19 protein-coding genes are annotated in these 21494 nt (G+C 65.3%); 13 read left to right on the top strand and 6 right to left on the bottom strand.

Going from position 1 to position 21494, the window contains the following annotated elements:
- Positions 1 to 13 precede the first annotated feature (13 nt).
- Both AB7E19_RS10345 and AB7E19_RS10340 read left to right on the top strand, forming a co-directional pair.
- Complete coding sequence (locus tag AB7E19_RS10345; RefSeq protein ID WP_010674086.1) at positions 14 to 928, top strand: hydrogen peroxide-inducible genes activator; 915 nt, start codon at positions 14 to 16, stop codon at positions 926 to 928.
- A gap of 106 nt (positions 929 to 1034) precedes the next feature.
- Entirely contained in the window at positions 1035 to 1484 is a 450-nt protein-coding gene (locus AB7E19_RS10340) for a C40 family peptidase (RefSeq protein ID WP_029314241.1), read from the top strand.
- Positions 1485 to 1538: 54 nt separating this feature from the next.
- On the opposite strand, the gene AB7E19_RS10335 is transcribed toward AB7E19_RS10340, so the two are convergent.
- Complete coding sequence (locus AB7E19_RS10335) at positions 1539 to 1832, bottom strand: hypothetical protein (protein WP_010674084.1); 294 nt, start codon at positions 1830 to 1832, stop codon at positions 1539 to 1541.
- Positions 1833 to 2044: 212 nt separating this feature from the next.
- Between AB7E19_RS10335 and AB7E19_RS10330 the strand changes: the two genes are divergently transcribed.
- The 4 genes from AB7E19_RS10330 to AB7E19_RS10315 are packed head-to-tail and all read left to right on the top strand — an operon-like array spanning position 2045 to position 5792.
- Positions 2045 to 3475 (top strand): coniferyl aldehyde dehydrogenase, encoded by a 1431-nt coding sequence (locus AB7E19_RS10330; RefSeq protein ID WP_322131439.1) that lies wholly within the window; start codon positions 2045 to 2047, stop codon positions 3473 to 3475.
- 8 nt (positions 3476 to 3483) lie between these two features.
- A complete protein-coding gene (locus AB7E19_RS10325; protein ID WP_319894852.1) occupies positions 3484 to 4074 on the top strand; it encodes a TetR/AcrR family transcriptional regulator in 591 nt (196 codons plus the stop codon).
- On the top strand, positions 4064 to 4591 hold the full coding sequence (locus AB7E19_RS10320) for a hypothetical protein (RefSeq protein WP_201887771.1): 528 nt from the start codon (positions 4064 to 4066) through the stop codon (positions 4589 to 4591). Before AB7E19_RS10325 ends, AB7E19_RS10320 begins: the two co-directional genes overlap by 11 nt.
- 16 nt (positions 4592 to 4607) lie before the next feature.
- Positions 4608 to 5792 carry an iron-containing alcohol dehydrogenase gene (locus AB7E19_RS10315; RefSeq protein WP_111896656.1) on the top strand — a complete coding sequence of 395 codons (1185 nt, stop codon included), beginning with the start codon at positions 4608 to 4610 and terminating at the stop codon, positions 5790 to 5792.
- 15 nt (positions 5793 to 5807) lie between these two features.
- On the opposite strand, the gene cysM is transcribed toward AB7E19_RS10315, so the two are convergent.
- Positions 5808 to 6698, bottom strand: a complete 891-nt coding sequence (cysM, locus tag AB7E19_RS10310) for a cysteine synthase CysM (RefSeq protein WP_201887773.1) — start codon at positions 6696 to 6698, stop codon at positions 5808 to 5810.
- A 154-nt stretch (positions 6699 to 6852) separates the two neighbouring features.
- On the opposite strand from cysM, the gene AB7E19_RS10305 reads away from it, so the two are divergent.
- The 6 genes from AB7E19_RS10305 (at position 6853) to AB7E19_RS10280 (ending at position 12141) form a co-directional block, all read left to right on the top strand.
- Entirely contained in the window at positions 6853 to 7110 is a 258-nt protein-coding gene (locus AB7E19_RS10305) for a GNAT family N-acetyltransferase (protein WP_041215550.1), read from the top strand.
- Positions 7100 to 7684, top strand: coding sequence for a nucleotidyltransferase family protein (locus AB7E19_RS10300; RefSeq protein WP_042865187.1), 585 nt, complete (start codon positions 7100 to 7102; stop codon positions 7682 to 7684). Before AB7E19_RS10305 ends, AB7E19_RS10300 begins: the two co-directional genes overlap by 11 nt.
- Before the next feature lie 70 nt (positions 7685 to 7754).
- The gene (locus tag AB7E19_RS10295; protein ID WP_319907138.1) at positions 7755 to 9578 is read left to right on the top strand and encodes a SulP family inorganic anion transporter; all 1824 of its coding nucleotides are present in this window, start codon (positions 7755 to 7757) and stop codon (positions 9576 to 9578) included.
- A gap of 122 nt (positions 9579 to 9700) precedes the next feature.
- Positions 9701 to 11047, top strand: coding sequence for an MATE family efflux transporter (locus AB7E19_RS10290; protein WP_010674075.1), 1347 nt, complete (start codon positions 9701 to 9703; stop codon positions 11045 to 11047).
- Between the two features lie 11 nt (positions 11048 to 11058).
- Positions 11059 to 11649, top strand: coding sequence for a hypothetical protein (locus tag AB7E19_RS10285; RefSeq protein ID WP_039039859.1), 591 nt, complete (start codon positions 11059 to 11061; stop codon positions 11647 to 11649).
- A gap of 276 nt (positions 11650 to 11925) precedes the next feature.
- A complete protein-coding gene (locus AB7E19_RS10280; RefSeq protein WP_005313020.1) occupies positions 11926 to 12141 on the top strand; it encodes a YdcH family protein in 216 nt (71 codons plus the stop codon).
- A gap of 162 nt (positions 12142 to 12303) precedes the next feature.
- On the opposite strand, the gene nifJ is transcribed toward AB7E19_RS10280, so the two are convergent.
- Both nifJ and AB7E19_RS10270 read right to left on the bottom strand, forming a co-directional pair.
- On the bottom strand, positions 12304 to 15879 hold the full coding sequence (nifJ, locus tag AB7E19_RS10275; protein WP_322131438.1) for a pyruvate:ferredoxin (flavodoxin) oxidoreductase: 3576 nt from the start codon (positions 15877 to 15879) through the stop codon (positions 12304 to 12306).
- Positions 15876 to 17522: an NAD(P)-binding protein gene (locus tag AB7E19_RS10270; protein ID WP_322131437.1), complete on the bottom strand. Its 1647-nt coding sequence runs from the start codon at positions 17520 to 17522 to the stop codon at positions 15876 to 15878. Before AB7E19_RS10270 ends, nifJ begins: the two co-directional genes overlap by 4 nt.
- Before the next feature lie 350 nt (positions 17523 to 17872).
- Between AB7E19_RS10270 and AB7E19_RS10265 the strand changes: the two genes are divergently transcribed.
- Positions 17873 to 19675, top strand: a complete 1803-nt coding sequence (locus tag AB7E19_RS10265) for an MOSC N-terminal beta barrel domain-containing protein (RefSeq protein WP_427935158.1) — start codon at positions 17873 to 17875, stop codon at positions 19673 to 19675.
- An 80-nt stretch (positions 19676 to 19755) separates the two neighbouring features.
- Here the strand turns inward: AB7E19_RS10265 and htpX are convergent, their stop codons facing one another.
- Positions 19756 to 20628: a protease HtpX gene (gene htpX, locus AB7E19_RS10260; protein ID WP_010674070.1), complete on the bottom strand. Its 873-nt coding sequence runs from the start codon at positions 20626 to 20628 to the stop codon at positions 19756 to 19758.
- Positions 20629 to 20741: 113 nt separating this feature from the next.
- Positions 20742 to 21422 carry a dethiobiotin synthase gene (gene bioD / locus AB7E19_RS10255; RefSeq protein WP_041215555.1) on the bottom strand — a complete coding sequence of 227 codons (681 nt, stop codon included), beginning with the start codon at positions 21420 to 21422 and terminating at the stop codon, positions 20742 to 20744.
- Positions 21423 to 21494: the final 72 nt, after the last annotated feature.

Below are 21494 nucleotides of genomic sequence, written 5' to 3'. Positions count from 1 at the left end.
TCGGGTTTCTCCTATGCAACGTTGGCCCAGCCTGAAGCAGCTCCAGTATCTGGTCGCTCTGGACGAGCACAAGAATTTCAACCGCGCCGCCAAGGCCTGCCATGTCAGCCAGTCGACCCTGAGTACCGGGATCCAGACCCTGGAGGACATGATGAACCTGCAACTGGTGGAGCGGGATCACAAGAGCTTCATCATGACGCCGGTCGGCATGGAAATCGTGGCGCGGGCGCGCAACCTGCTCTCCGACGCCCGGGACCTGATGGAGCTGGGACAGCAGCAGGGGGGCGTCATGCACGGCACGGTGCGCCTGGGCTGCATCCCCACCATCGCCCCCTTCCTGCTGAGCAAGCTGCTGCAGGTGTGCGGCAAGGCCTATCCGGATCTGGAGCTGCTGCTGCGGGAAGACACCACCACCAATCTGCTCAAGCAGCTGGAGCAGGGGCAGCTCGATCTGCTGATCCTGGCGCTGCCGGTGGAGATCGGCGGCTTCCACAGCAAGACCGTCGGCCAGGATCCCTTCCACATGGTGATGCCCTCCCACATGGCGGCGGGCCTGCACATGCCGTTCGACTACAAGGAGCTGCCCAACCAGAGCATCTTCCTGCTGGAGCGGGAGCACTGCCTGACGGAGCACGCGGTGAGCGCCTGCCGGCTGCGGGACAAGAGCAAGATCAACCCGTTCGCCGCCACCAGTCTGCACACCCTGGTGCAGATGGTGGGGGCCGGTCTTGGCACCACCTTCCTGCCCCAGATGGCCATAGATGCGGGTATCCTCGACAACACGGACCTGGTGGCCATTCCCCTGCCCGGTGAGAAACCCTATCGGGAGATAGGCCTGGTGTGGCGCCCCAGCACCACCCGGGTGCAGACCTTCTACAAGATTGCCGAGCTGCTGACGCCGCTCATTACCCCCAAACCGGCGGGGTGATCCGGTGGCTGCCCCCACAGGCGGCCACTCCTCAATGCCGTTGTCATTCAGGTTCCAGGCAGGATCATCGTCTATGATGAACCCCGTGCCCTATCAAGGAGTTGAGATGTTTCGCACCTTGCTGCTGCCCCTGCTGGCCCTGCTTCTCGCCGCCTGCTCCAGCACGCCGGAGCCTCCCCCTCCCGTGCGCCAGAGCGGCGCATTCGACAACTTTTATCAGCAGTGGCGCGGCGTGCCCTATCGCATGGGCGGTACCAGCCGCGCCGGTCTCGACTGCTCCGCCTTCACCCAGCTCGCCTACAGCCAGGTGCTGGGCTTCACCCTGCCCCGCACCACGGAATCCCAGGCGAGCCTCGGCCGCCCGGTGGACAGATACCGTCTCCAGCACGGGGATCTGGTCTTCTTCAAGACCGGCTGGCAGCAGTACCACGTCGGGGTCTACACCGGGGCAGGTGAGTTCATCCACGCCTCCACCAGCAAGGGCGTGATCCGCTCGCGCCTCGACAACGTCTACTGGAACAGCCGCTACTGGCAGGCCCGCAGGCTGGTCCAGTAGGTGCGACCCCAAACATGAAAAGGCCCCGAGGGGCCTTTTCATGTTGTTGCCGGGTCAGTGCTTGCGGTGCCAGCGGGGCGAGGTGGCGCGCTCTCCCCAGGGGGTCATGCAGGGCAGCAGGGCCCCCTCGATGACGCCCTCATGGCTCGCCAGCGCCAGGGCAATCTTCTCGTGGAGCAGGCGCAGCAGGTTCTTCTCCTGGCCCGCCAGGGAGTGGCCCGCGGCGAAATACTCCTGCTGATGTTGCAGCGCCAGCTTCTGGGCAAACTCATAGGTATTGAAACTGTCCGGCATGCGCGCGATCACGTCATCCAGCCGGGCCAGCAGGCTATGCAATTCCCTGGTCATGTGCGGTTCTCCCTCCGAGTTGGTGACCCACAATTACCCCTTATTAGATAGAAGACCAATCCGGATGCCTCAAAAATGGGAGCCCGGACACAGTTCCGGACAACGCTGCCCACTGGCAGCCACCCTCTGCCCTCGCCCGGTTTACAAGTCGGCAACGAATCGCTAGATTTGGACCGACTAATCAGTCGGTCACTTTTCGTGCGGAGCATGCCATGGACACCACCGTCACCCCCGCCTCACCGGACAAGTTCTCCCTCCCCGAGCAACTGCATCGGCTCAGGCAGGCCAGCCAGGCCACCCCCATGCCGGATCTGGCGTCCCGCCTCGCCAGACTTGATGCCCTCAAGCAGGGGCTGCTGCGCCACAAGCAGGCACTGTGTCAGGCCCTGGCCCGGGACTACGGCCAGCGCAGCGATTACGACAGCCTGATCGCCGATGTGCTCCCCTGCGTCATGCAGATCAACTACACCCTGAAACGGCTCAAGGGGTGGATGAAACCGGAGCGCCGTCATTCCGGCCTGCTGCTGGCCCCCGCCAGGGTCGAGGTGCACTATCAGCCCCTCGGCGTCGTCGGCATCATGGTGCCCTGGAATTTCCCGGTGATGCTGAGCCTCGGGCCCCTCATCGGCGCCCTCGCCGCCGGCAACCGCGCCATGATCAAGCTCTCCGAGTTCACCCCTCACACCAACGCCGTGCTGCGCTCCCTGCTTGATGAGGCCCTCGGCGGTGACGAGGCGGTGGTCATCGAGGGGGATGCGGAGATCGCGGCCGCCTTCAGCGCCCTCCCCTTCGACCATCTCATCTTCACCGGCTCCACGGCGGTGGGTCGGCTGGTGATGGCCGCGGCCGCCCCCCAGCTCACCCCCCTCACTCTGGAGCTCGGCGGCAAGAGCCCCTGTCTCATCGCCCCCGACATGCCCCTGGCACTGGCGGTGGAGCGGATGATCTTCGGCAAGAGCCTCAACGCCGGCCAGATCTGCGTGGCCCCCGACTACGTGCTGCTGCCGAGGGGGCAGGAGCAGGCCTTCATCGAGGCCTATCAGGCCCATTTTCGCCGCCTCTACCCCCAGGGGCTCGAGAGCCCGGATTATGGCGCCATCATCAACGCCCCCCAGTACGAGCGGCTCACCGCCTGGCTGGAGGAGGCGAGGCAGGCCGGCGCCCAGCTCCACCCCTGCGTCACGCCCGCCCGGGATGACGCCACCCGCAAGCTGGTGCCCCACCTGCTGACCGAGGTGCCCGGCCACTGCCAGGTGATGCAGCAGGAGATCTTCGGCCCCCTGCTGCCCCTGGTGCCCTATGACGACATCGAGGAGGCCCTGGCCTATGTAGCGGCCCGGCCGCGCCCCCTGGCGCTCTATCTGATGAGCCTGGACGAGACGCTGCAGCGCCGCCTCATCCGGGAGACCCACGCCGGGGGCATGGCCATCAACGAGAGTCTGTTCCAGGTGGCGGCGGACGATGCCCCCTTCGGCGGCATCGGTCCCTCCGGCATGGGCCACTATCACGGCCGCGAGGGGTTTCTCACCTTCTCCAAAGCGAAAACCGTGCTGCGCCGCGGGCGCTTCAGCACAGGCTCCCTCATTCACCCCCCCTATCGGCGCTGGTACCAGCGGCTGATGATGGCCCTGTTCCTGCGCTAGGAGGCGAGATGCGAGAAACCATGACCGACAAACGCCGCCAGATCCTGGATGCCGCCCTGGCCCTGTGCGCGGAGGATGGCCTGCAGGGCGCCGCCACCGCCCGCATCGCCAAGGCGGCCGGGGTGGCCAATGGCACCCTGTTTCATCACTTTCCCAGCAAGGAGGTGCTGATCAAAAGCCTCTACCAGGACATCAAGCTGCGCCTTGGCGCCGCCATCACCGAGGCCGATGCCGCCCTGCCGCTCCAGGAGCAGGCCCGCCACTACTGGCACCAGGCCATGGGCTGGATGCAGGCCCACCCCCGTGAGCTCAGGTTCGTGCTGGGCTTTTTCCACTCCCCCCTGCTGGCCCGCCCCCTGCGCAGCCAGATCCTGGCGGAGACCTTGCATTTTCTGCCGAGCCTGCTCGCCCGGGGCCAGGCCAGTGGCGAGCTGATGTCGGCCCCGCCGGCCCTGATGCTGGAGGTGTGCCAGGGCCAGTTTCTGGCCTGCGCCTCCCTCTTTGTCGATCAGCCTGAACTGGGAGAAGACCCCCACTGGCAGGAGAGCGCCTTCACCCTCTTCTGGTCCGCCATCAGCGGAGGTTCCCATGCGCCCTGACGCCCTGCTTGCCACCGGCCGGCGCCTCTGGATTGGCAGCCTGCTCTGGATCATCGGCCGCACTCTGTGCCGCGCCGCCCGGGTCGACGAGGCGGTGCGCCGCGAGCTTGCCCCCCTGCCGGACGGCCTCACCATCAGGCTGGAGGTAAACGGCATGACCCGGGGGCTGAGTCTCTACAAGTTCGCGGGGCGCTGGCACTGCGGTGAGGAGGCTGGCAGGGCGCACTCGACCTGTGCCCATGACGGCCCCCACCCCCTGCGGGTGCGCTTCAAGCACCCCGCCGTCGCCTTTCGCGCCCTCAGTTTTCGCCTCGGCATCAACCAGGCCTTTTGCGAAAACCGGCTGCTGGTGGAGGGGGATCTCGACGCGGCCATGCACCTGGTGCGGGCGCTTGAGCAGTTGCAGAGCCTGATCCTGCCCGCCTTCATCGCACGGCCCCTGCTTCGCCACTACCCGGACCCGCAGCGCAAGCTCGCGCGGGCCTGCCACATCTATCTGGGTCTTCTGACCGGTTGAACACGAGGAGAACGGGATGAGCCGTTATTACGATTTTTTCTGCCCGGTCAAGCTGATGGCGGGGGAGCAGGCACTGGAACAGTTGCCGGATGCCTTGAGGGGATTGGGGGCTGGCCGCCCGCTGCTGCTCACCGACAAGGGGGTCAGCGGCAGCGGGCTCGCCACCCTGCTGGCCGATGTGATGGCCGAAGGGGCCTTGCCGGTCGCCGCCATCTGGGACGAGATCCCGGCAGACTCCTCCACCGCCGTGGTGGAGCGGATCGCCCGCCACTACCGGGAGCTGGGCTGTGACAGCCTGCTCGCCCTTGGCGGCGGCTCCGTCATCGACACCGCCAAGGCGGTGAACATACTGGCGACCCTGGGGGGCGAGCGGCTGCTCGACTATGCCGGAGCGGATTGTCTGACCCGTCCCCTCAACCCCCTGGCGGTGGTCCCCACCACGGCGGGGACCGGCTCCGAAGTGACGCTGGTGGCAGTGATCAAGGATGAAGGGAGCGGGCGCAAGGTGCCCTTCACCTCCCCCTTCCTGCTGCCCCGGCTGGCGGTGCTGGATCCCCGCTTCACCCTGGGGCTGCCGCTGCCCATCACCGCCGCCACCGCCATGGATGCCATGACCCACGCCATCGAGGCCTTCATCGGCAACGGCAAGAACCCGGTCAGTGACGCCCTGGCCCTGATGGCGGTGGAGAAGATTGCCACCGCCCTGCCCAGGGTGCTGGCCCACCCGACGGACAAGGGCCTGCGGCTGCAACTGGCGGAGGGCTCCACCTTGGCGGGCATGGCGTTTTCCAACTCCATGGTGGGGCTGGTGCACGCCCTCGGCCACAGTCTGGGGGCGCGCTGCCACCTGCCCCATGGCCTCTGTATGAACCTCTTCCTGCCCACCGTGCTCGACTACAACCGGCCCGGCATCGACCCCGAGCTCGCCCGCCTGCTGCTGCCCCTGGTGGGGCCGGAGCGCTTTGCCGCGACCCCGGCCGAGGGGAGACCCCAGGCCACCATCGAGGCATTGCAGGCACTGCGCGATACCCTGTGGCAGACGGTCAAGCTGCCCCGCACCCTGCGGGAGGCGGGCCTCACCGACAAGGCGCTGCTGCCCGGGATCCGGGATCTCGCCATCAACGACGGCGCCCTGCTCTACAACCGCAAGGATGCGGACAGGGAACAGTTGCTGGCCCTGCTGGAGCGGGCCTGGGAGTAGCGGGCCCCTTGCCCGTCAGGCATCGGGGGTAAAGACCCCGGTGGAGAGATAGCGATCCCCCCGATCGCAGATGATCGCCACCACCACCCCCTGCCCGATCTCCGCCGCCACCCGCAAGGCCCCGGCCACCGCGCCACCCGAGCTGACACCGCAGCAGATCCCCTCCTCCCGCGCCAGGCGGCGCATCATGACGAGGGACTCTTCCAGTGTCACATCCAGCACCCCATCGACCCGTGCAGGCTCGAAGATGGCGGGCCGGTAGGCCTCGGGCCAGCGGCGAATGCCGGGGATCTGGCTCCCCTCGGCCGGTTGCAGGCCGATCACCGCCACCGCCGGGTTCTGCTCCTTGAGGTAGCGGGAGACCCCCATGATGGTGCCAGTGGTGCCCATGGCCGAGACGAAGTGAGTGACCGCCCCGCCGCTCTGGCGCCAGATCTCGGGGCCGGTGGAGCGGTAGTGGGCATCCGGGTTGGCGGGGTTGTTGAACTGATCGAGCACCAGCCCCTCCCCCCGCGCCTGCATGGCCAGGGCGAGGTCTCGCGCCGCTTCCATGCCCTCTTCCACCAGCACCAGCTCGGCGCCGTAGGCCTGCATGGCGTCGCGCCGCTCCTGACTCATGTTGCTCGGCATGATGAGTCGCATCCGGTAACCCCGGGACGCCGCCACCATGGCCAGCGCGATGCCGGTATTGCCGGAGGTGGCCTCGATGAGCCGGGCTCCTGGCGCTAAGTGACCACTCGCCTCTGCCTGCCTGATGAGGTTCAGCGCCGCCCTGTCCTTGACGGAGCCGGCGGGGTTGTTGCCCTCCAGCTTCACCAGCAGGGTGACGCCGGGGTACGGATTGATGCGGCGCAGCGCCAGCAGCGGGGTGTTGCCTATCAGCTCGTCCAGGGTGGCGAAGGCCATGACGGATCCATCCTCTCTCAATGTTCTATACCTTGCCTTGCGACCATTCGCAGGCCGGCCAGTGTAAGCGAGCCCGACATGGGCGCAAAGAATGGCGTTGGCAAACCCTGTCCGCCATGTTCTGATCTTCCCATTCACCCAGAGAGGACCCCCGATGAGCGACATCCTTCACCAGGCCGATCAGCAGCAATTTGTCTGCACCGTGGACGGCAAGATCTCCCGCCTTGCCTATCGCCGGCTGGACGCCACCACGGTGGACGCCTACAGCACCCAGGTTCCCCCCGAGCTGCGCGGACAGGGGATTGCCGACAAGCTGGCCCGCCGCTTCTACGACTGGACCCTCTCTGAGGGGCTCACCATAGTGCCGAGCTGCAGCTACATCGACGTCTGGTTGCGCCGCAATGCCGGTTGAAGCCGGGGCGCTGCGGGAGGCGCACTTGCGGGCCTGCACCGAGGCCCTGCTGCGGGCTGATCACCCGCGCATGGATTGCCTCCGGGCTGCGCGGGAGCTGGCCCTGCCCGACTGGGCCCTGGGGGCGGGGTTTGTGCGCAACCTCATCTGGGATCACCTCCATGACAAGGCCGAACCCACCCCGCTCAACGACATCGATCTTATCTATCTGGACAGCGCTGATCCGACTGGATTGAAGGAGGCCGATCACGAAGCCTGGCTCGCCGCCAGGATGCCGGGCCAGTTGTGGGAGGTGCGCAACCAGGCCCGCATGCATCTGCGCCAGCAGGTGCCTCCTTTTGCCAGCTCGCTCTCGGCCCTCAGCCACTGGGTGGAGATACCCACCTGCATCGGGGTCCGCCTGTTGGCAGACGATGCGTTCGAGTGGCTGGCCCCCTACGGCTTTGCCCCCAACTGGTCCCTGGTGGTGAGCCCCAATCCGCGCTGTCGCCAGGAGAGCCGTATCTTTAGCGAACGGGTCAGGGCCAAGGGGTGGCAACGCATCTGGCCTGACCTTGTGGTGAACTGGCCATGAGCGGATTGCAAAGGGCTGACAACCTTGGGCACACTAAGAAAAAGATGTTTGTAACTCAATGGGTTAAATAATGCGCGACTTCTTCTCTCTCGAGCGCTGGCTGCCGGGGCTCGCCGCCTTGCTGCAATACCAGCGGGCCTGGCTGATGCCGGATCTTCGCGCTGGCCTCTCGGTCGCGGCCGTGGCCCTGCCCGTGGCCATCGCCTATTCGGAGCTCGCCGGGGTAAGCGCCATCGTCGGCCTCTACTCCTGCATCCTGCCCATGGTGGTGTACGCCCTCTTTGGCACCTCCCGTCAGCTCATCGTCGGTCCGGATGCCGCCACCTGCGCGGTGATCGCCGCCGTGGTAACGCCGCTCGCCGCCGGGGATCCCACCCGTCACTGGCAACTGGTGATGACCATGACCGCCATGACCGGCTTCTGGTGCCTCATCGCCAGCCGCTTCAAACTGGGGGTGCTGGCAGACTTTCTCTCCCGCCCCATCCTGATGGGGCTGCTCAACGGGGTGGCCATCACCATCATGGTGGGCCAGCTCTCCAAGATCTTCGGCTTCACCTTCAGCGAGCGCTACCTGATAGAGCGGATCCTGAACGGCACCAGCTACATTACCCAGACCCATCTGCCCACCCTGGCCATGAGCCTGACCGCTCTGCTCACCCTGCTGCTGGCCAAGCGCTACAGACCGGCCTGGCCCTCCTCCATGGTGGCCATGGTGGTGACGGCAGCACTGGTGTGGCTGTTCAATCTCGGCCGTGTCGACATCGCCACCCTGGGGACCATCGGCTCGGGGCTGCCCGCCTTCCAGATGCCGGACTTTCCCCCCGGGCTTATCCGTGAGCTGGTGCTGCCCGCCCTCAACCTTGCCATGGTGAGCTTCGTCTCCATGATGCTCACCGCCCGCAGCTTCGCCGCCAAGAACGGCTACGAGATTGATGCGGACAAGGAGTTTAGGGCGCTGGGCATGGCGAACCTGGCCGCCGCCGCCTCCCAGGGGTTTGCCATCAGCGGGGCGGATTCGCGCACCGCGGTCAACGACGCCAACGGCGGCAAGAGCCAGCTGGTCTCCATCATCGCCGCCGCCGTCATCGCCCTGGTCACCTTCTACCTGACGGCGCCGCTGCAATACATTCCCACCGCCGCCCTCGGGGTGGTGCTGGTGATGGCCTCCCTGTCGCTGACAGATTTTCGCGGCCTCTGGGCTCTGCGCGACTCGGACCGCGCCGCCTTCTGGCTCGCCCTGGTGACCTTTGTCAGCGTGCTCACCATGGGGGTCATTCCGGGCATCACCCTCGCGGTCCTGCTGGGGCTGTTCCAGTTCCTGCGCAACGTGATGCGCCCCACCGACCAGCTGCTCGGCATGGACGACGAGGGCGTGGTGCGCACCCTGGGAGACAACGAGCAGGCCAAGGCGATTCCCGGCATCCTGGTCTACCGCTTCAACTCCCCGCTCACCTACTTCAACGCCCCCTACTTCAAGCGGCGGGTGCTGGCGCTCCTGGTGCAGGATCCCCACAATCCCAGGTGCCTGGTGGTGGATGCGGTGGCCTGCTTCACCCATCAGGACATCAGCGTCATGAGCATGGTGGGAGAGCTGCACAAGGAGCTCAAGCGGCGCGGCATCCACATGGTGATGGCCGGTCGTCACGGCCAGATGAGCCAGTGGTTCAAACAGGCGGGGATCCGGGTCGGCGAGGATGGCATCATCCTCTGCCCCGACATGTACCAGGCCCTGCGCATGACCCGCTGCTACCGGGAGCCGGTGTTCCGGGACGACGAGGGGGTGGAGAGCACCACGGATGCCCTGCTCACCCGCTGGCCGCACGATGACGACCTGCCCGACTCGGCGCGCCTCACCCGCCCCAGCGAGCAGGAGGCCGGCGCCACGCCGGTCTGAGACACATCCCCTGGTCGCAGGCCCCCTCCTCCTGCGACCAGGATTGCACCCCGCCCCCGCTTGGTGTTAAATGCCCCTCCAGTTGGCCCTGACGAGGGCCATCGCCAGCACCTGGATATCCCATGCAGACTCAATCCCACGCGGGCCCGGGCTCCCTCTTCGCCCTGACCTGGCCACTGTTCATCGATCTGGCCCTTCACTTTCTGACCGGGGCCCTCAACACCTTCATGGTGGGCCACGTCTCCTATCAGGGGGTGGCGGCCCTCGCGGTGGGCAACCAGGTCTTCGATCTCGCCATCACCCTGTTCAGCTTCGTCAGCATCGGCACCAGCGTGGTGATCACCCAGTATCTGGGGGCGGGAGACAAGGAAAAAGCCCGCGTCGTCATCCACACCGCCATCGGTTTCAACCTGCTGGTGGGATTGGTGGCCGCGGTCGGCGTCATGGCGGGGGCCGGCACCATGCTGGCGCTGATGAACCTGCCTGCCCACCTGATGAGCGACGGCAGCCTCTACCTGCAGATCATCGGGCTTTGCCTGCTGCCGGAGGCGGCGGCCCTCTGTCTGGCCGCCACCCTGCGTGCCCACGGCCACACCCGCCAGGCCATGTACGTGACCCTCATCGTCAACCTCATCACCTTCGTCGGCAACCTGCTGCTGCTCTACGGCTGGTTCGGCCTGCCCCAGCTCGGGGTCGCCGGGGTCGCCATCAGCACGGTGGCGGGGCGCATCGTCGGGGTGGTGCTGCTGGTGTGGCTGGTGGCGCGCAAGACCGGCATCCGGCTGCGTCTGCCCGAGATCGTCCGCCCAAGCCGCGCCATGCTGGACAAGGTACTGCACATCGGTCTGCCGGCGGCGGGGGAGAACCTCTCCTGGATGCTGCAGTTCATGGTGGTGACCGCCTTCGTCGGCCTGCTCGGCGACAAGGCGCTGGCGACCCAGTCCTACTTCTTCCAGATCTGCCTGTTCATCCTGCTGTTCGGCCTCTCCATCGGCCTTGGCAACGAGATCATCATCGGCCACCTGGCGGGAGCCCGACGCTTCGATCAAGCCTATCGCCAACTGATGAAGAGCCTGAAACTCGGCCTCATCGTCACCGCCGCCATCGCCATCGCCGCCGCCCTCAACGGCCGCGCCATCATCAGCCTGTTCACCGACGACGCCGACATCATCACCCAGGTGGCGCAGCTCTTCCTCATCAGCCTCATCCTCGAACCCGGTCGCACCTTCAATCTGGTGGTGATCAACGCCCTGCGCGCCACCGGGGATGCCCGTTTCCCGCTCTACATGGCGCTCGTCTCCATGTGGGGCATTGCCGTTCCCCTGGCCTATTTCCTTGGTATCATGCAGGGCTATGGCCTGGTAGGCATCTGGCTGGCCCTCGCCTGCGACGAGTGGGTGCGCGGTCTGGCCATGTTCTGGCGCTGGCGCAGTCGTCGCTGGCAAAACAAAATTCTTGTCGAAACATAAGCGGAATCACCATGAAGAAAATCGGACTCTTGTTGACGGCCATCCTGCTCAGCCCGCTCGCCATGGCGCAAACCGCCCCGGCGACCCCCAAGGCGCAGGCTCCCCAGACCTGGTATGTGGCCCCCATCGTCATCGACGAGACCAGCGAAGCCCAGAAGGCCCTGACCAAGGAGTTCACGGCCCAGATGATCAAGACCATCAAGATCAACGAGTACCAGACCGGCAAGGCGGTGGGCAAGACCAAATCGCCCAAGTGGCTGATCCGCACCAAGCTGATGCCCGCAAGCCAAGAGCCCCTGGTCGGCAAGAAGCACCCGCAGGGCCTCACCTATGGCAAGGGCATCCCCACCCAGGAGATCGTCGGCGAGCTCATCATGAACGGCACCCTGGTGGCCCACATCGGTCAGGGCTGGCGCGAACCCATCGTGCCGGGCACACCGGTGGCGGAGAAGATCTCCATCGCCAACTACCAGTACGCCATCGGCAACGAGGCCAAGGCGCCGGATCTGGAAGAGCTGGCGGCGCAGATCGGTTTCGAGGCGGGCAAGGTGATTGCCAGAGACGGCAAGCCCCTGCCCGAGAAGAAAAAGAAAAAAGAGTAAACGGCTCACCCGTTTCCAGTCAGGGGCCTCGCGCCCCTTTCTGTTGCCCGCCCCGTTGCAGACCCCCTCTCCCGAATGTGAAGCGGATCCCGCTTCTTTCCTCTACTGCCCCTGGGTCAGTAGGCAATCATCATGTAATTCAAACAGTTAAAAATCACCCTTCCCATGCAGCAATTCCGTGGCCCCGAATTGGATCGGGATCACGTTTCTTCCCGGCAGTAAGGGGTACTTTGGTCTTGCAGGCACAATCAAACGACAACAAGGAGGCTTCATTACATGTTTCCGGAGTACAGAGATCTCATCTCGAAACTGAAAAGCAGTGATGTCCATTTCCAGAAGAAGTTTGACTTGCACAACGACCTGGATGCGGAGATCAGAAAGCTGGAGAAACACCACGCCAGCGACTACAGCTCCGAGGTGAAGGATCTGAAAAAACAGAAACTTAAACTGAAAGAGGAGATATACGACATCCTCAAACAACATCCACACTAGACGCCTCGACGAATACCTGGATAAGCAACTTATCCTGCCAGCCCGGCCCGACGCCGGGCTTTTTGTTGGCTGCTCACGAGGCGCGGCAACGGCCACTTCCCTTGGCACCGGAAAACGAAGCGGGCCAATGGCCCGCTTTGTCATACCTGTTTCACCCCATCCTCACACCGGCGGATGGAAATGGCTGGCCTCGCGGGTGGCCATCTCCTCGTAGGTGGCCCACTTCTGCCACGCCACTTGTTGCGCCACCTGCATCAGCCGCTGTGCCTCTTCCGGGTGGCTCTGGGCCAGCACCCGATAACGGGTCTCCTGCTGCCGGTATTCGGCGAGGGGGATGGAGGGGCGCAGGCTGTCGAGGCTGAAGGGGTTCTGCCCCGCACTGCGCAATACCGGGTTGTAGCGCATCAGCGGCCAGTGGCCCGAATCGACCGCACGCTTCTGTTGGGCCAATCCCTGCTCCATGTCGATGCCGTGGGCGATACAGTGGCTGTAGGCAATGATCAGCGACGGGCCCGGATAGGCCTCGGCCTCACGCAAGGCTTGCAGCGCCTGCTGCGGGTTGGCCCCAAAGGCGATGCGGGCCACATAGACGTTGCCGTAGGAGATGGCCTGCAGCGCCACATCCTTCTTGGCCAGGGTCTTGCCCCCCGCCGCAAACTTGGCGACGGCACCGAGCGGCGTCGATTTCGACATCTGGCCGCCGGTGTTGGAGTAGACCTCGGTATCCATCACCAGCACGTTCACATCACGGCCGGAGGCGAGCACATGATCGAGCCCCGCCGAGCCGATGTCATAGGCCCAGCCATCGCCGCCCACTATCCAGACCGAACGCCGCACCAGCTGATCAATCAAGGAGAGCAGCTCGCGGGCCTTGCCGGATTTCACCTCTTCCAGCCGCTCCCGCACTTGCGCGACCCGGGTTCGCTGGGCGCGGATCTCAGACTCCAACCGCTGCGGGGCGTTGATAAGCGACTCGACCAATGCCTCACCCAGTTCCCCCTTCATCGCTTCGAGAGCCGCTACCGCCTGCCCGTGATGCTGATCGGCGGTGAGACGAAAACCAAAGCCAAACTCGGCGTTGTCCTCAAACAATGAGTTCGACCAGGCCGGCCCCTTCCCTTCCCCGTTCTTGGCCCACGGCGTGGTCGGCAGGTTGCCGCCGTAGATGGAGGAGCAGCCGGTGGCGTTGGCCACCAGCATGCGATCCCCAAACAGCTGGGTCAGCAGCTTGAGGTACGGGGTCTCGCCACAACCGGCGCAGGCACCGGAGAACTCGAACAGGGGTTCGAGGAACTGGGTGCCGCGCACAGTGGAGAAGTCCACCCGCTCGCGAGCAGGCCAAGGCAAACTCTCGAACCAGCGCAGCGCCTGTTTCTGGCCAGCAAGGTGCGGCGCCTTGTCCATCATGGCGATGGCGCGCTCGCCCTCGTGTTCCTCATCAGCCCCGGCCCTTACCGGACAAGCCTGCACACACTGGCCACAACCGGTGCAATCCTCCGGATAGAGTTGCAAGGTGTAGCGGCTGTCGGGGAAACCCCTGGCGGTGACGGGCACCGACTGAGCGGCCTCGGGGGCGGTCGCCAGCCAGTCCTGATGGTAGAACTTGGCCCGCAGCGCCGCGTGGGGGCAGACAAAGACACAGTTGCCACACTGGATGCAGATATCCGAATGCCAAATCGGGATCTCGCGGGCGATATCCCGCTTCTCGAAGCGGCTGGTGGCAGTGGGGTAAGTACCATCCACCGGCAGCATGGAGACAGGGATCAAATCGCCGCGCCCCGCCAGCATCTCGCCAGTGACCCGTTGGACAAACTCGCAGCCACCCGGTGCCAGCGGCAGCGGATAGTCGCTGATCTGCTCCTCACCGGCCGGGATGGCCACCTGATGGAGGTGGGCCAGGGTGTCGTCCACCGCCGCGAAGTTGCGCTCGACCACTTCGGGCCCCTTGCGGGCATAGCTCTTCTCGATGCTCTCCTTGATCAGCGCAATCGCCTCATCCCGCGGCAAGATGCCAGCCAGCGCGAAGAAACAGGTCTGCATGATGGTGTTGATGCGATTGCCCATGCCGTTGCGCTCGGCCACCCGATCCCCGTCGATGCAGTAGAGCTGGATATTTAGGGCGCGGATGCGGGCGCGCAGCCGCTCGGGCAGCTCGGCCCAGACCCGGTCGGGCTCATGGGGGGCATTGAGCAGCAGGGTCGCCCCTTCCGCGGCGTGCTCCAGCAGATCGACCGATTCGGCGAAGCCCCACTGGTGGCAACCGATAAAGCTCGCCTGCTCGATAAGCCAGGGGGCGTCGATGGGCTCGGGGCCAAAGCGCAGGTGGGAGACGGTGCGCGAGCCCGACTTCTTGGAGTCGTAGACGAAGTAGCCCTGGGCGTGGAACCCCTCCAGCTCGCCGATGATCTTGATGCTGTTCTTGTTGGCGCCCACCGTGCCGTCGGCGCCAAGGCCGAAGAAGAGCGCCCGCACCCGGCTAGGGGGTTCGAGATCGCCGATGAGGTGCCAGGCCAGACTGAGGCCCGACACATCATCCACTATCCCCACGGTAAAGCGCGGGCGCGGTGCGTCGGATGCCAGTTCCTCGAACACCGCCGCGCACATGGCGGGGGTGAACTCTTTGGAAGAGAGGCCGTAGCGACCGCCACTGAGCCAGGGCAGCCGCTTGATAAGGCCTCGCTGCAAACCGTCGATCAGCGCGCTCTGCACATCCAGCAGCAGCGGCTCGCCCCCCGCCCCCGGCTCCTTGGTGCGATCCAGCACCGCCATGCGCCGCACGCTGGCGGGTAGCGCATCAAGCAGCGCCTGTACCGGGAAGGGACGATAGAGGCGAATGACCAGCACCCCGGTCTTGCGATCCTGCCGGTTGAGCCAATCCACGGTGGTGCGGGCGGTGGCGGCCCCCGAGCCCATCAGCACGATGACATCGGTGGCATCGGGCGCGCCGTGGTACTCCACCAGCCGGTAGTGGCGACCGGTCAGCTCGCCGAGGCTCTCCATGCACTGCTGCACCCGGGCCGGTACTGCTTCGTAGAAGGGGTTGACGCTCTCGCGGGACTGGAAATAGGTATCCGGGTTCTGGGCGGTGCCACGCATCACCGGATGATCCGGGTTGAGGGCCCGCGCACGGTGGGCGCGCACCCAGTCGTTGTCGACAAGGGCGCGAATTTCATCCCGATGCAGGGCGACTATCTTGTTCACCTCGTGGGAGGTGCGAAAGCCGTCGAAGAAGTGGATAAAGGGCACCCGGCATTGCAAGGTGACACTGTGGGCGACCAAGGCCAGGTCCTGCGCCTCCTGCACCGAGCCGGAGGCGAGCATGGCAAAGCCGGTGCTGCGCGCCGCCATCACGTCCTGATGGTCGCCAAAAATCGACAGCCCCTGCGCCGCCAAGGATCGGGCCGCCACATGGAACACCGCCGAGGTCAATTCGCCTGCGATCTTGTACATGTTGGGCAGCATCAGCATCAGCCCCTGACTGGCGGTGAAGGTGGTGGCGAGCGCCCCCGCCTGCAGGGCGCCGTGTACCGTACCGGCCGCTCCTCCTTCGCTCTGCATCTCTACCACGGTGGGGATGTTGCCCCACAGGTTGGTCTGCCCCTCTGCCGCCCAGGCGTCAGCCAGTTCGGCCATGGTCGAGCTCGGGGTGATGGGATAGATGGCACACACTTCGCTCAGCTGGTACGCCACCCGGGCCGCGGCTTCGTTGCCGTCAACCATGATCAGTTCATGTTTCATTGGGACTCCTCCGGTTGGCGAAGCTCGATGGCGTGGCAGGGACACTGGTCATGGCAGGCACCGCAGCCGGTGCAGCGCTCGGCATCCACCTGATACCCCAGACCCGGCCCCAGCTTGGCGATGGCCTGCTCGGGGCAGCTGCCATAGCAGCCGTCGCACTCAAAGCAGTTGCCGCAGGAGTAGCAGCGCGCCGCCTCGTAGCGGGCGGCCACCTCATCCAGCCCGCCGATGATCTCGCCAAAGTCGTCCCGCGCCCACACCGGTTTGACCGGCTGACTGCTGGCCGGGGCGTGGGTCTGGAACCAGAGTTGCAACTGCTCCGGCCCCACCAATGAATAGGAAAGCGGTTTGTGGTAGAGGCGACCGCGCAGCCAGGCATCCATATGGCGTGCAGCCTTCTTGCCGTGGCCGGTGGCGATGGTGACAGTGCGCTCGGAGGGCACCATGTCGCCGCCGGCAAAGAGGCCCGGCACATCCGTCATCAGGTTCTCGCCAACCTGTACTACTCCCTCCTTGTTGACCCGCACGCCGGGGATGCTCTCAAGCACGCTCAAGTCAACTTCCTGACCGAGCGCCAGAATGAGGGAGTCCGCTTCCAGGGTTTCAAACTTGCCGGTGGGCACCGGCTTGCCCTCAGCATCCAGCGCCATCACCTCCACCTCGATGTTGGTACTGTCGAGCTGGCGGATAGTGCGCAGCCAGTTGATCTTGATCCCCTCCTCCTCGGCATCAAAGGCTTCAAAGGCGTGGGCTGGCATATGGTCCCGGTCGCGGCGGTAGATGATCATCGCCTCTTCAACGCCCAAACGGCGGGCGGTGCGGGCCGCATCCATGGCGGTATTGCCGCCACCGTAGATGGCCACCCGCCGTCCCAGTTTGGGCGGTGGCAATCCTTTCTCTTCGGCCAGACTGGCCTGCTCGAGGAAACTCACCGCATCGAGGATCTTGCCCGCCTCCCGGGCCGGAATGTCGACCCGCTTGGCCAGATGGGCGCCGATGGCCATGAAGACGGCATCAAAGCTCCCCTCGTCACGCGCCTTGAGCACATCCTCCACCTTGTGGTTGAGGGTCAGCGTCACCCCGGCGGCGACGATGCGGGCCACCTCCCGATCCAGCATCTCGCGGGGCAGACGGTAGGCGGGAATGCCGAAGCGCAGCATGCCGCCGGCGAGCGGGCCAGCCTCGCGGATCTCCACCTGATGGCCAAGCCGGTTGAGGTGCCAGGCGCAGGAGAGGCCGGAGGGGCCGGCACCGATCACCAGCACCTTCTTGCCGCTGGCGGGCGCGGGGGGCGCAGGCTGCCAGCCGCGGGCCAGCGCCTCGTCGCCGAGGAAGCGCTCGATGGCGTGAATGGAGACGGCATCATCCACCTGGGCACGGTTGCAGGCGCTTTCGCAGGGGTGATAACAGACCCGCCCGTGGACCGCAGGCAGGGGATTTTCTTCGATCAATCGTTGCCAGGCCGCCTCAAAGCGGCCCGCTTCGGCCAAGGCGAGCCAGGCCTGGATGTTCTCGCCAGCCGGGCAGGCATGGTTGCAAGGTGGCAGGGCCGGCCGCCAGACGGGCAGCCGGGTGCGGACCGGGCCTGTTCCCGTTTTCTGGGAGAGATCCGGCTGTGGGGTCATATCCAGTTGTTTGCTCATACATTGCTTTCTTCTTTTTGTGTGACAGGCCCCATCCGAATGCGCTTGATACCGTGTTGCCTGGGCAGACGGTGGCCGGAGAGGGAAGAAGCGAAAGCGTCAGAAACTGGAAGCTGGCTCGATGATGGGCCGTTTTTTGTACGACATGGTGGATCAGGATCAATAAATGTTGCGCTTTATGGGTCGCCCCCTTCACAACCGGATCCCCGTCACACCCCGCAGCCATTCGGGCCTGTCGCCCGAGCCCCCTCGCCGCCCTCGACATGGGCAGCAGGAGAAGATTGCCGCCCGGGACAGGAATCGTTATCTTCCCCTCTTCACAGGAATCGCCACAGCACAAGGACCAGGACATGCCGACCCTCGCCAGCATACATCTCTACCCCATCAAATCGACGGCAGGCATGCCGCTGGAGCGCGCCCAGGTGACCCAGGAGGGACTTGCCGGGGATCGCCGCTACATGGTGGTCAAACCGGATGGCACCTTTATCACCGCCCGCACCCATCCCCAGTTGCAGCAGGTGGTGGCCACCCCCGTCCAGGGGGGGCTGCAACTGCGCTATCCAGGTCTGCCCCCCCTTGCCCTCATGGAGGCGGCGTTCAGTCGCGCCCCTCAGCACACCGGTGTCTGGGGGGATCGCTTTACCGCCCTGCACACCGGGCCCGAAGCCGATGAGTGGCTGAGCCGGGTGGCGAGGGAGCCGGTGCGCCTGCTCTGGCTCGGGGAGGCATCCGATCGTTTTCGGGAGAAGACCGGCACCCGGGTGAGCTTTGCGGACGGCTACCCCTTGCTGCTCATCAGCCAGGCTTCCCTTGAGGATCTCAACCTGAGATCCGATGCCTTGCACCAGATGAGCCAGTTTCGTACCAACCTGGTGGCGAGCGGCACCCGCCCCTTCGAGGAGGATGGCTGGAAGCGGATCCGCATCGGCGAGGTGGAGTTTCGGGTGGACAAGCCGTGCAGCCGCTGCATCATGACCACGGTGGAGGCAGGCACGGAGCGCTTCAATGCCCTGAAAGAGCCGCTGGCTACCCTCACCCGCTACCGCCGTGGCGAAGATGGTGAGGTCTACTTCGGCCAGAATCTGGTGGCCCTGAACGAGGGGTGGATTGACGCGGGCAGCGAGATCGAGGTGCTGGAGCGGGCCCGGGCGCCGGTCTACCCCAACGCGGCCCCGAAAAAACGGGAGCTGGTGTGCGTCGCCCGGGAACCCCTGGCCCGGGATCTGGAAACCTTCTGGTTCGAGGCCGCCGACGGCGAGCCCCTGCCCGACTACCTGCCTGGACAGCACCTGCCCATCAGCCTCGATATCAAAAACACACGGGTTCAACGCCGCTACACCCTGAGCTCCACGCCGGAGCGGCCCGAGCGTTACAGCATCAGCGTCAAGAAGCTGGCCGATGGCCGCCTCTCCCCCTGGCTACACCATGAGCTGCGCGTGGGCGATCACCTGCTGGCCGCCCCCCCGGCCGGCGAGTTTCACTTAGGGTCCGAGCGCAGGCTGCTCCTGCTCTCGGCGGGATCCGGTGTCACCCCCATGCTCTCCATTGCCCGCACTCTGGCACTACGGGGGGAGCTCGGTGACGTCCACTTTATGCACCTGTGTCGCAGCGAGGCAGACATCCCTGCCGCCAGCGAGCTGCACGCCATGGCGCAGCAGGGAATGACCCTCACCCTGATCCTGAGCCAGCCTGACAAACACTGGCAGGGACTCAGCGGCCGTCTGAATGACGATCATCTGGGCCGGATCCGGGGTTTGCAGGAGCGGGAGGTGTTCATCTGCGGCCCTCACGGCTTCATGGCCGATGCAGCCAACCGGCTGACCGCTCTCGGCGTACCGGCCGGGCGCATCCGCCAGGAGAGCTTTGGCGGGGCCCTGCTCTCGGTAGCCCGCCCCCATCAGGCGGTGCAACTGCGTATCGGCGAGCGGGAGTTTGCGGGCAACAACCAGGGCACCGTGCTGGATCAGGCCAACAAGCAGGGGGTAGAGCTGCCCTGGAGCTGCCGTGCCGGCATCTGCGGCAGTTGCAAGCAGACCCTGGTCTCGGGCGAGGTGGATCACCCCGATGCCCCCGCCATCAGCGCCGCCGAGCGGGCCGAGGGCAAGATCCTCACCTGCTGCGCCGTGCCCCTGACGGATCTGGTGATCAAATAGGGTGATCGGGGGACAAAACCCCGTCCCCGGAATGCGAAACGGCTGCCCGAGGGCAGCCGTTTTATTTAGATGACTGGCTATCAGCCACGCAGGGCGGCGATGCGCTGCTCGATGGGCGGGTGGCTCATGAACAGCTCGCTCATGGAGCGCTTGCCGTTGATGCCGAACGCCATCATGGAACCCTCCATCTGCGGCTCGGCACCGCGGGCGAGACGCTGGAGCGCGGCAATCATCTTGTCGCGGCCGGCCAGCTTGGCGGCACCGGCGTCGGCACGGAACTCGCGCTGACGGCTGAACCACATGACGATGATGGAGGCGAGCACGCCGAACACCATCTCCAGCACGAACACGGTGATCATGTAGGCGAAACCGCCGGTGCTGCTGCTCTCTTCCTCGTTGTTGGAGCTGAAGAAGTTGCTGATGACGCCGGCCACGATGCGGGCGAAGAACATCACGAAGGTGTTCACCACCCCCTGGATCAGGGTCAGGGTCACCATGTCGCCGTTGGCCACGTGGCTCACCTCGTGGGCCAGCACGGCTTCCGCCTCGTCGCGGCTCATGCTGTAGAGCAGACCGGAGGAGACGGCGACGAGGGAGTCGTCACGGCGGGCGCCGGTGGCAAAGGCGTTCATCTCGGGGGAGTCGTAGATCCCCACTTCCGGCATCTTGATGCCAGCCTCACGGGCCTGACGGGCAACAGTGCTCACCAGCCAGTGCTCGGTCTCGTTGCGGGGCTGCTCGATGACCTGGACGCCATAGCTGCGCTTGGCCATCCACTTGGACATCAGCAAGGAGATAAAGGAACCCCCAAAACCGAACACGGCGCAGAACACCAACAGACCGGAAATGCTGGACTTGTTGATCCCCAGAACCGAGAACAGGATATTGAGTACCACCCCCAGCACCAGCATGACGGCCAGGTTGGTCACCAGGAATAGCATAATTCGCTTCATATTGACTCCTTGTGAGATATGGATGCATGGTTCGGGGCGCCCCAAGGGCGACCGATGCCACACTTGCCCCAGATAATAGACAGACTCGATGAATGTTTGCTGAATGTCTGGCCTCAGAGCAAGGGCGACACATCGAGACAGTGGTGCAAATCCACCTCATTCACCGCGTCCACGAAGGGGAGTTCCCCCAGAAATGGGGCCGGCAACATGGCTTTCAAGGTGTCCAGGTTCTCCTCGTAGCGGCTCATGTGCGGATCCACCCGGTTGATGACCCAGCCCGCCAGGGTCAACCCCTGCTGACGAATGGCGCTGACGGTGAGCAGGGCATGGTTGAGGCAGCCCAGCCTGGCCCCCACCACCAGGATCACCGGCAGCCGCTCCTGGGCGACCCACTCTGAGAGCAGACGCTGATGATCCAGCGGCAGGAACCAGCCCCCCGCCCCTTCGACAATGACGAGATCGGCCCCAGCTCCCTCAATCTCCCGCAAGCCGGCGGACAGCCCCTCGAAGGGGATGCTCGCCCCCCGCTCACGGGCGGCGATATGGGGGGCGATGGGTGGCTCGAAGGCATAGGGATTGACCTGCTCGTAGGGCAGCGCAACCGTGGCCGCCTGCTGCAACAGCAAGGCATCCAGATTGCGAAGCCCCTCCGGGGTGCGGGTGCAGCCCGCCGACACCGGTTTGTACCCGGCGCAGCGAATGCCTCTGGCGGCAAGCGCCAGCAACAGGGTGCGGGCCACCAGGGTCTTGCCCACGTCAGTGTCCGTGCCCGTGATGAAATAGGATGTCCCCATGATGATTCCTCGATGCAGTGCAGGGGCGCAGAGGCGCCCCGATATCCATGGTGAAAGGCAGGCGCGCGTCCT

Source organism: Aeromonas sp. (assembly GCF_050252055.1).
GTDB lineage: Bacteria > Pseudomonadota > Gammaproteobacteria > Enterobacterales > Aeromonadaceae > Aeromonas > Aeromonas caviae.
Note: the sequence above shows the minus strand (reverse complement) of the source record. Positions and strands in the feature narration are given on the sequence as shown.

Bases quoted from the DNA above. Each gene is read 5' to 3' on its own strand.
- AB7E19_RS10345 (WP_010674086.1), top strand. From the start codon at position 14: ATGCAACGTTGGCCCAGCCTGAAGCAGCTCCAGTATCTGGTCGCTCTG.
- AB7E19_RS10340 (WP_029314241.1), top strand. From the start codon at position 1,035: ATGTTTCGCACCTTGCTGCTGCCCCTGCTGGCCCTGCTTCTCGCCGCC.
- AB7E19_RS10335 (WP_010674084.1), bottom strand. From the start codon at position 1,832: ATGACCAGGGAATTGCATAGCCTGCTGGCCCGGCTGGATGACGTGATC.
- AB7E19_RS10330 (WP_322131439.1), top strand. From the start codon at position 2,045: ATGGACACCACCGTCACCCCCGCCTCACCGGACAAGTTCTCCCTCCCC.
- AB7E19_RS10325 (WP_319894852.1), top strand. From the start codon at position 3,484: ATGCGAGAAACCATGACCGACAAACGCCGCCAGATCCTGGATGCCGCC.
- AB7E19_RS10320 (WP_201887771.1), top strand. From the start codon at position 4,064: ATGCGCCCTGACGCCCTGCTTGCCACCGGCCGGCGCCTCTGGATTGGC.
- AB7E19_RS10315 (WP_111896656.1), top strand. From the start codon at position 4,608: ATGAGCCGTTATTACGATTTTTTCTGCCCGGTCAAGCTGATGGCGGGG.
- cysM (WP_201887773.1), bottom strand. From the start codon at position 6,698: ATGGCCTTCGCCACCCTGGACGAGCTGATAGGCAACACCCCGCTGCTG.
- AB7E19_RS10305 (WP_041215550.1), top strand. From the start codon at position 6,853: ATGAGCGACATCCTTCACCAGGCCGATCAGCAGCAATTTGTCTGCACC.
- AB7E19_RS10300 (WP_042865187.1), top strand. From the start codon at position 7,100: ATGCCGGTTGAAGCCGGGGCGCTGCGGGAGGCGCACTTGCGGGCCTGC.
- AB7E19_RS10295 (WP_319907138.1), top strand. From the start codon at position 7,755: ATGCGCGACTTCTTCTCTCTCGAGCGCTGGCTGCCGGGGCTCGCCGCC.
- AB7E19_RS10290 (WP_010674075.1), top strand. From the start codon at position 9,701: ATGCAGACTCAATCCCACGCGGGCCCGGGCTCCCTCTTCGCCCTGACC.
- AB7E19_RS10285 (WP_039039859.1), top strand. From the start codon at position 11,059: ATGAAGAAAATCGGACTCTTGTTGACGGCCATCCTGCTCAGCCCGCTC.
- AB7E19_RS10280 (WP_005313020.1), top strand. From the start codon at position 11,926: ATGTTTCCGGAGTACAGAGATCTCATCTCGAAACTGAAAAGCAGTGAT.
- nifJ (WP_322131438.1), bottom strand. From the start codon at position 15,879: ATGAAACATGAACTGATCATGGTTGACGGCAACGAAGCCGCGGCCCGG.
- AB7E19_RS10270 (WP_322131437.1), bottom strand. From the start codon at position 17,522: ATGAGCAAACAACTGGATATGACCCCACAGCCGGATCTCTCCCAGAAA.
- AB7E19_RS10265 (WP_427935158.1), top strand. From the start codon at position 17,873: ATGCCGACCCTCGCCAGCATACATCTCTACCCCATCAAATCGACGGCA.
- htpX (WP_010674070.1), bottom strand. From the start codon at position 20,628: ATGAAGCGAATTATGCTATTCCTGGTGACCAACCTGGCCGTCATGCTG.
- bioD (WP_041215555.1), bottom strand. From the start codon at position 21,422: ATGGGGACATCCTATTTCATCACGGGCACGGACACTGACGTGGGCAAG.